A 7,278-nucleotide genomic window follows, 5' to 3' on the forward strand; every position below is an offset into this window, starting at 1 on the left:
CTATGAGCACGACCCTGACCGAGGGCCTGTCCGCGGCGATCGCGGCGTCCGATCCCGCGAGCGATCGCGCCGCGATGGCGGCGGCGCGCCTCGCCCTCGTCGATTTCCTCGCCTGCGCGCTCGGCGGCGCCGGCGACCGCTCGACCGGGATCCTGATCGAGACCCTCGGGGCGGGCCAGGGCCCGGCGGTGCTGATCGGCCGGTCCGAGCGCGCCGACCCCTTCACCGCCGCCCTGGTGAACGGCCACAGCGGCCACGTCCTCGACTACGACGACGTCCATGCCAGCGTCCGCGGCCACCCCACGACGGTGATCCTGCCGGCGCTCCTGGCCCTGGCCTCGGTCCGGTCGGTCGCCGCCGGGGACCTGATCGCGTCCTACGTCGTCGGGCTCGAGACGATGGCGCGGCTCGGCCTGGCGCTGGGCGCGCGGCACTACGAGACCGGCTTCCACGCCACCGCGACCCTCGGGCCGGTCGGGGCCGCGGCGGCGGCGGCGCACCTGCTGCGCCTGCCGCCCGAGCGCATCGCCGTCGCCCTCGGCCTCGCGGCGACGCAGTCGGCGGGCCTGCGGCTGCAATTCGGCTCCGACGCCAAGCCGCTCCATGCCGGCCTCGCGGCGCGCTCGGGCCTCACGGCGGCGCGCCTCGCCGAGGCCGGCCTCTCCGGCGCGCCGGACTTCCTGGGCGGGCCGATCGGCTTCCTCGACGCCTTCGGGTTTGGCGCCCAGGCCCCGGAGCGCCTGCTCGCCGGCTGGGGCCGGCCCTGGCAGATCGTCGTCCCGGGCCTGACCCTGAAGGCCTATCCCTGCTGCACCGCCGCCCACCCGGTCGCTGTCGGCGCCCTCGCCCTTCGCGAGGCCGACGGCCTGCGCGCGGAGGCGGTGGAGCACGTCCTCCTCACCTTCCCGCCCGGAGGCGACGCGGCGCTCGTCGTCTCACGCCCGCGCACCGGCATCGAGGCGCGGTTCAGCCCCGAATACGTCTTCGCCGCGATGCTCGCCGACGGCGGCGTCGGCATCGGCCATTTCGACGAGCGGCCGGTGCGGCCGGATCTCGCGGCGCTCGCCGCCCGCGTGTCGCGCCGCCACGACGAGGCCGCGCCGCGCCTGTCGTCCGACCCGGGCACGCGCTTCGTCATCCTCGACGTGGCCTTGCGCGGCGGCGGCATCGTGAGCCGGCGGGTCGAGGGGCTGCCGGGCCTGACCGAGGCCGGGCCGAAGTTCCGCGACGCGACCGGCGGGTCGGACGCCTTCGCCGGGATCCCGGACCTCGTGACCCGGATGACCGACGCCGCCGACCTCGCCCGCCTGCTCGCCCTCCTCGGCCAGAGCCGTTCCTGACCCTTCGAGAGACGCCATGACCGCCCCCCGTCGCATCCATCTCGGCCTGTTCCTCCAGGGCGCCGGCCACCACGTCTCCGGCTGGCGCCACCCGGAGGCCGAGTCCGGCAGCGAGAACCTCGACCTGCTGCGCCGGGTGGTGCAGGCGGCCGAGGCCGCGAAGTTCGACATGGTCTTCCTGGCGGACGGCCTCACCAGCGGCGTCGACGCCCACCCGTCGATGATCGCGCGGTTCGAGCCCCTGACCCTGCTGGGCGCGCTCGCCATGGTGACCGACCGGATCGGCCTCGCGGCAACGGCCTCGACCACCTACGGCGAGCCTTACCACCTCGCCCGCGCCTTCGCCTCGGTCGACCACCTGAGCCACGGCCGCGCGGCCTGGAACATCGTGACGACCTCCTACGCCCGCACGGCCAACAACTTCTCCAAGAGCCACCCCGAGCACGACGCCCGCTACGCCATCGCGGAAGAATTCGTCGACGTGGTGCGCGGCCTCTGGGACAGCTGGGCCGACGACGCCTTCCCGAAGGACAAGGCGCGCGGCGTCTACGCCGATCCGGGCAAGGTGCGGGTGCTCGACCACGCCGGCACGTACTACTCGGTGAAGGGGCCGCTCAACATACCGCGCGCGCCGCAGGGGCACCCGGTGCTGATCCAGGCCGGCTCGTCCGGGCCCGGCCAGGACCTCGCAGCCCGCGCCGCCGACATCGTGTTCACCGCGCAGGCGAGCCTGCCCGAGGCGCAGAGCTTCTACCGCAGCCTCAAGGCACGGGTCGCCGGGTTCGGCCGCGACCCCGCCTCCGTCGCGGTGATGCCGGGCTTCATGCCGGTGGTCGGGCGGACCCTGAAGGAGGCGAGCGAGACGCTGCGCGAGCTCGACCGCTGGACCGACATCGCCAGCGCCATGCCGCTGCTCGAGGAGCGCATCGGCCACCCGCTCGGCGCCTACGACCTCGACGGGCCGCTGCCGGACCTCCCGCTCTCCGACCAGCTTCGCAGCCGCGCCGAGCTCCTGACCGAGCTCGCCCGCCGCGAGGGCCTGACGATCCGCCAGCTGGCGCTTCGGGTCGCGGCCGGCCGCGGCCACCACATCGTGCTCGGCACGGCGGCCGACATCGCCGACCGGATGCAGGAATGGTTCGAGGGGAATGCCGCCGACGGCTTCAACGTGATGCCGCCCTACTTCCCCGGCGGCTTCGACGCCTTCGTGGCCGAGGTCGTGCCGATCCTGCAGGAGCGCGGCCTCTTCCGCACCGAGTACGAGGGCACGACCCTGCGCGACCATCTCGGGATCGGTCGGCCGGCCTGGCCGGGGGCTTGAGCGCCTGCCGGATCGTCCCGACGATCCGGCTTCACATCGCAGAGGCGGCCATGGCGGAGGCGCCCGCCCGCGGCGGGGCTGCCTTCTCGGCCGAGCGCATCGCCTTCCAGGCGTTGGGCTGGGACATGGTGGCGCGCAGGGCGGCCACGTTCTGCGCCGCCTCGGCCGGGCCGAGATCACGGGTCAGCACCTGCTCGGCCTCGCCGAAGCGGCCCTGCAGCCCGAGCACCAGGGCGAGGTTCTGGCGCACCCGCCCGTCGGCCCGGGGGTCGGCCGTGGCCTGGCGCAGGGTCGCCTCGGCCTCCGGCAGGCGCTTGGCGAGAGCATAGGACAGGCCGAGATTCGACATCACCGCCGGCTCGCCGGGCACGATCCGGAGCGCGGCCTCGTAGTAGCGCTGGGCCTGGGGGTGATCACCCATCTGGTCGGCCACGGCGCCCTGCGCGGAGAGCACGCGCCAGTCCGGGCTGGCGGGCGAGTGGGCGTTGCGCAGGACCTCCGCCGCCTCGCCGAAGCGACCGATCTCGGCCAGGCTCTTGCCGTAGGCGGCGAGCACCGCCGGGTTCTTCGGGTTGCGCAGGGCGGTCTGCTGCAGCACCGCCGCGGCCTGGGGGCCCTGGTCGGTCGCTCGCAGGGCCTGGGCGTAGGCCATCGCCACGCCGATGTCGGCGGGGTCCTTCTCGTAGCGCGCAGCCAGGCGTCCGACGTCGCGCCGGGCGGTGTCCGCCGGGGTGCTCGCATCGATCGAGCCGGTCGTGAGCGGCGTGCGCGACAGGCAGCCCGAGGCCATCAGCGCCAATGCCCCGGCGACGGCGAGCCGCCGCAGGGGGCTTGAGCGGACGGGACGGGTCTCGACGGTCGCGGGCATCGGCCACTCCAGGGACGGGCCTGGGATGTGGCACCCCGCCCCCACGGCCCTCTGACCGTGGTGATAGGTCGTTAACCCTAACCGCCCGTTAACGCTGCGGGGTGTCCGACGGGGTGGCCTTCGGCGCCGGCGGCGTCGCCTCGGCTCCGCCCCGGTCGGTCCCGGTCCCGTGCCGGCTCGGCGTCACCGCCTCGTCCGCGTGGCGGCTGCCATCCTCAATGCCGATGGTCTCGCGCCGCTCGAGCGGGTTGATGGGCTTTTTCTCCTCGGCCATGGGGTGCTCCCTTCCTTGACGATCCGATCCGTGTCTCGCCCGGGGTGACGCGGCAGCCCCCGCCGGGTTCCCTGGGACCCGGGCTCCCCGGCCGGCCCCGGGGAACCCGGTGCAGGCATTGACAAGCGGTCCGTCTTGGCTCCCCCTCCGGCCTTCCGTGCCAGTCCAAGGCGAGTTGAAGGGATGTCCCGCGTGACCACGCTCCTGCCCGCGGCCGAGGACGGCGCCATCCCGATCCGGTGCGTCGACGCCGCCGGCTGGCCGGCCGTCGCGGCGGAGCTGCCGCCCCTCGCCGCCGCTTTCGCGCGCGCAGCCGGCTTCGAGGCCAAGCCCGGCCGCGTCGCCCTGCTGCCGGGACCGGACGGGGCGCTCGCCGGCGTGCTGTTCGGGGTCGACGCGGCCGGGACCGACCCCTTCGCGGTCGGGCGCCTGCCCGAGGCCTTGCCCGAGGGCACCTACCGCCTCGAGGGCCTGCCCGGCGATCCGGCGCTCGCCGCGCTCGCCTGGCGGCTTTCGGGCTACCGGTTCGGCCGCTACCGCGAGCGGCCGGCCCCGAAGGCCCGGCTGGTGGTGCCGGCGGGCGTCGACGCGGCAGAGATCGACCGGATCGCCGATGCCGTGGCGAGCGGCCGCGACCTCGTCAACACGCCGGCGAACGACCTCGGCCCGGCGGAGATCGAGGCGGCGGCCCGGGCGCTCGCCGCGCGTTTCGGCGCCGCCTGCACGGTGATCGCCGGCGAGGCCCTGGAGCAGGGATTTCCGCTGATCGCCGCGGTCGGCCGGGCCTCGCCGCGGGCGCCGCGGCTGATCGACCTGACCTGGGGCGATCCCGGGGCGCCGCGGGTGACCCTCGTCGGCAAGGGCGTGGTGTTCGACACCGGCGGCCTCGACCTCAAGCCCGCCGCCGCGATGCTGCTGATGAAGAAGGACATGGCGGGCGCCGCGGTAGCCCTCGCCGCCGCCGAGATGGCGATGGGGGCGGGCCTGAACATCCGCCTGCGGGTCCTGATCCCGACGGTCGAGAACGCGGTCGCCGGCGAGGCCTTCCGTCCCGGCGACGTGCTGCGCAGCCGGCGCGGGCTCACGGTCGAGATCGGCAACACCGACGCCGAGGGCCGGCTGATCCTGGCCGACGCCCTGAGCCTGGCCGACGAGGAAGCGCCCGACCTCGTGATCGACTTCGCCACCCTGACGGGCGCCGCCCGGGTGGCGCTCGGCCCCGACCTGCCGGCCCTGTTCACCGAGGATGACGGCCTCGCCGCGCAGCTGACGGCGACGGGCCTCGCCGTCCACGACCCGGTCTGGCGCATGCCGCTCTGGGCGCCCTACGGATCCCTGCTCGACTCGAAGGTCGCCGACCTCAACAATGTCTCGAGCGGCCCCTTCGCCGGGGCGGTGACGGCGGCGCTCTTCCTGCGCCGCTTCGTCTCGGCGGCCGCCGCTCACGTCCATCTCGATCTCTACGGCTGGAACCCGGCGACCAAGCCCGGCCGGCCGGAGGGCGGCGAGGTGCAGACCGCGCGCCTCGTCTACGCCCTCCTGAAGGCGCGCTACGCGGCATAGCCCGACAGGTGACGGCGCGGGCCACGCCGCGCGAGGAGACAGGTAGCGGCGCGGGCTACGCCGCGCCGAGGGACGACCGCTCCGCCTCGTAGGCCTCCCGCACCACGGCCTTGCCGTAGCGCCGCTCGAGGCGCCGCACCGTGAAGTGGCCGCGGGCGATGGCCTGGAAGTGATCCATGAAGGCGGTGTTGACCGCAGCACCCCCGACGGCGCCGAGGACCGGCACCGCCTGGGCGGCGAGCTTCTGCGACACCACGCCCCCGAAGCGGGCGCCGACCTGGCCGGCGAACCGCATCAGCGCCGGTGCGCTCTCGTCGACGAGGCCGCGCCCGGCGGCGTAGCGGGCGGCCTCCGACATCGCCTTGGCCAAGGCCCCGCGCACCGCGAAGTAGCCGCTCTCGGCCGCGCCCGCCGGGGCATCGTCCTGGGCGGGGCCGCGGCCGCCGAGCGCGAAGACCTGCATGCAGGCGAGCGCCGCCTCGGGATTCGCCAAGTCCTCGCCCTCGCGCTGGGCGATCTCGGCGATCGAGCGCAGCATCAGAGTGGTGGAGAGCGGCAGCTCGACGGCGAGCGTGGTGATCCCGAACGCCCCTCCGATGGCGCCCGAGACCGCCGCCAGGGCCTTGTGGCCACGGTCGCCGGGCGGGAACCGCTCGAGCAGTTCCATCGCGCGGGCCCGCCAGGACGGCGACAGGTCGGGCCCGAGGGGCGCGAGCGCGCCCGCTTCGGTCCCCCTCTCCGCGGCGGATCCCTGTCCCGCGGCCTTGGCCGGCAGGGTCGCGAGGGCGACCCGCAGGGCGCCGCGCATCGCCGTCTCGGTGGCGTGGCCCACCGCGTCCATCACCGGCGCCGGCAGGGCGCGGCCGATCATGTCGAGGGGGGCGCCGGCCATGGCGGAGAGCCTGCCGGCGAGGCTCGGACGCTCGAGGGCCGCGACGGCGCGGCGCAGGGCCTCGCGGTCCTCCGCGCTCAGGGGCTCCGGCGCCCCGGCCGGGACGGGGAACGGGGCGGGCTCGACGGCGACGATCTCGGACACGGGCGCTCCCTCGCGGATACAGGCGGCTCGCCCGGTAAAGCTGGGGCGCCGGGGGACGGTTCCGCAAGGGGCGGCAGCGACGGGACGGCCCGCCTCAGGCCCGGGCGGCGAGCTCCTCCGGCGGCGCCGGAGCGGGATCCACCTCCCCGGGCAGCAGCCGCAGCGCGATGCAGAGCAGGGTCACCGGGATCCCCACGGCGGCGGTGAGGACGAAGAAGGTCGGGTAGCCCACCGTGTCGACGGCGAAGCCCGAGAGGCCGCCGACGAACTTGCCCGGCAGGGCGTAGAGCGAGGAGAGCAGCGCGTACTGGGTGGCCGCGAAGGCGGAGGAGGTCAGGCTCGACATGTAGGCGATCAGCGCCGTTCCGGCGAAGGCGCCGGCGAAGTTGTCGATGCTGATGCTGGCGACGAGGAGCGGCAGGTCGTGCCCGGCGAGCGCCAGCCAGGCGAACATCAGGTTCGAGGCCGAGGCCGCGATCCCGCCGATCAGCAGCGCCGGGTAGAGGCCGAGGCGGCTCACCGCGATGCCCCCCGCGAAGGCCCCGGCGATGCCGACCCAGACGCCGTAGACCTTCGAGACCGTGGCGATCTCCGACAGGGTGAACTTCATGTCGATGTAGAGCGGGTTCGCCATGATGCCCGAGACGATGTCGGGCAGGCGGTAGACGGTGATGAGGGCCAGGATCAGCACGAGCCCGGCGCCCTTGCGGCGCACGAGGTCGGCGAAGGGATCGACCACGGCCTCCCGCAGGGCCTGACGCCAGCCGCGCCGCGGCCCGGACGTCAGGCCCTGCGGGAGGCCGTGGTCGATCCCTTCGCCGACCTCGTGCGCCGCAAGGGCGCCGGGCTCGTGCTGATCCTGGCCCTCATCACCGT

At 75.1% G+C, this 7,278-nt stretch carries 7 protein-coding genes; 3 read left to right on the top strand and 4 right to left on the bottom strand.

What is annotated here, in order from left to right:
* Positions 1–2 precede the first annotated feature (2 nt).
* Complete coding sequence (locus VQ02_RS22260; protein ID WP_048446406.1) at positions 3–1,340, top strand: MmgE/PrpD family protein; 1,338 nt, start codon at positions 3–5, stop codon at positions 1,338–1,340.
* Positions 1,341–1,356: 16 nt separating this feature from the next.
* Entirely contained in the window at positions 1,357–2,661 is a 1,305-nt protein-coding gene (locus tag VQ02_RS22265; RefSeq protein WP_048446407.1) for an LLM class flavin-dependent oxidoreductase, read from the top strand.
* Between the two features lie 31 nt (positions 2,662–2,692).
* On the opposite strand, the gene VQ02_RS22270 is transcribed toward VQ02_RS22265, so the two are convergent.
* Positions 2,693–3,529, bottom strand: coding sequence for a tetratricopeptide repeat protein (locus tag VQ02_RS22270; protein ID WP_053080501.1), 837 nt, complete (start codon positions 3,527–3,529; stop codon positions 2,693–2,695).
* A gap of 88 nt (positions 3,530–3,617) precedes the next feature.
* The gene (locus VQ02_RS22275) at positions 3,618–3,803 is read right to left on the bottom strand and encodes a hypothetical protein (RefSeq protein ID WP_048446408.1); all 186 of its coding nucleotides are present in this window, start codon (positions 3,801–3,803) and stop codon (positions 3,618–3,620) included.
* Positions 3,804–3,995: 192 nt separating this feature from the next.
* Here VQ02_RS22275 and VQ02_RS22280 point away from each other — a divergent pair, with 192 nt between their 5' ends.
* On the top strand, positions 3,996–5,366 hold the full coding sequence (locus tag VQ02_RS22280) for a leucyl aminopeptidase family protein (RefSeq protein ID WP_245239816.1): 1,371 nt from the start codon (positions 3,996–3,998) through the stop codon (positions 5,364–5,366).
* A 55-nt stretch (positions 5,367–5,421) separates the two neighbouring features.
* Here VQ02_RS22280 and VQ02_RS22285 read toward each other — a convergent pair whose 3' ends face one another.
* Entirely contained in the window at positions 5,422–6,402 is a 981-nt protein-coding gene (locus tag VQ02_RS22285) for an EcsC family protein (protein WP_048446410.1), read from the bottom strand.
* A gap of 94 nt (positions 6,403–6,496) precedes the next feature.
* Positions 6,497–7,278: MFS transporter (locus tag VQ02_RS22290; RefSeq protein WP_483414289.1), on the bottom strand; the 782-nt coding region annotated here is incomplete at its 5' end.

It is taken from the genome of Methylobacterium variabile (assembly GCF_001043975.1).
In the GTDB taxonomy this organism is placed as follows: Bacteria; Pseudomonadota; Alphaproteobacteria; order Rhizobiales; family Beijerinckiaceae; genus Methylobacterium; species Methylobacterium variabile.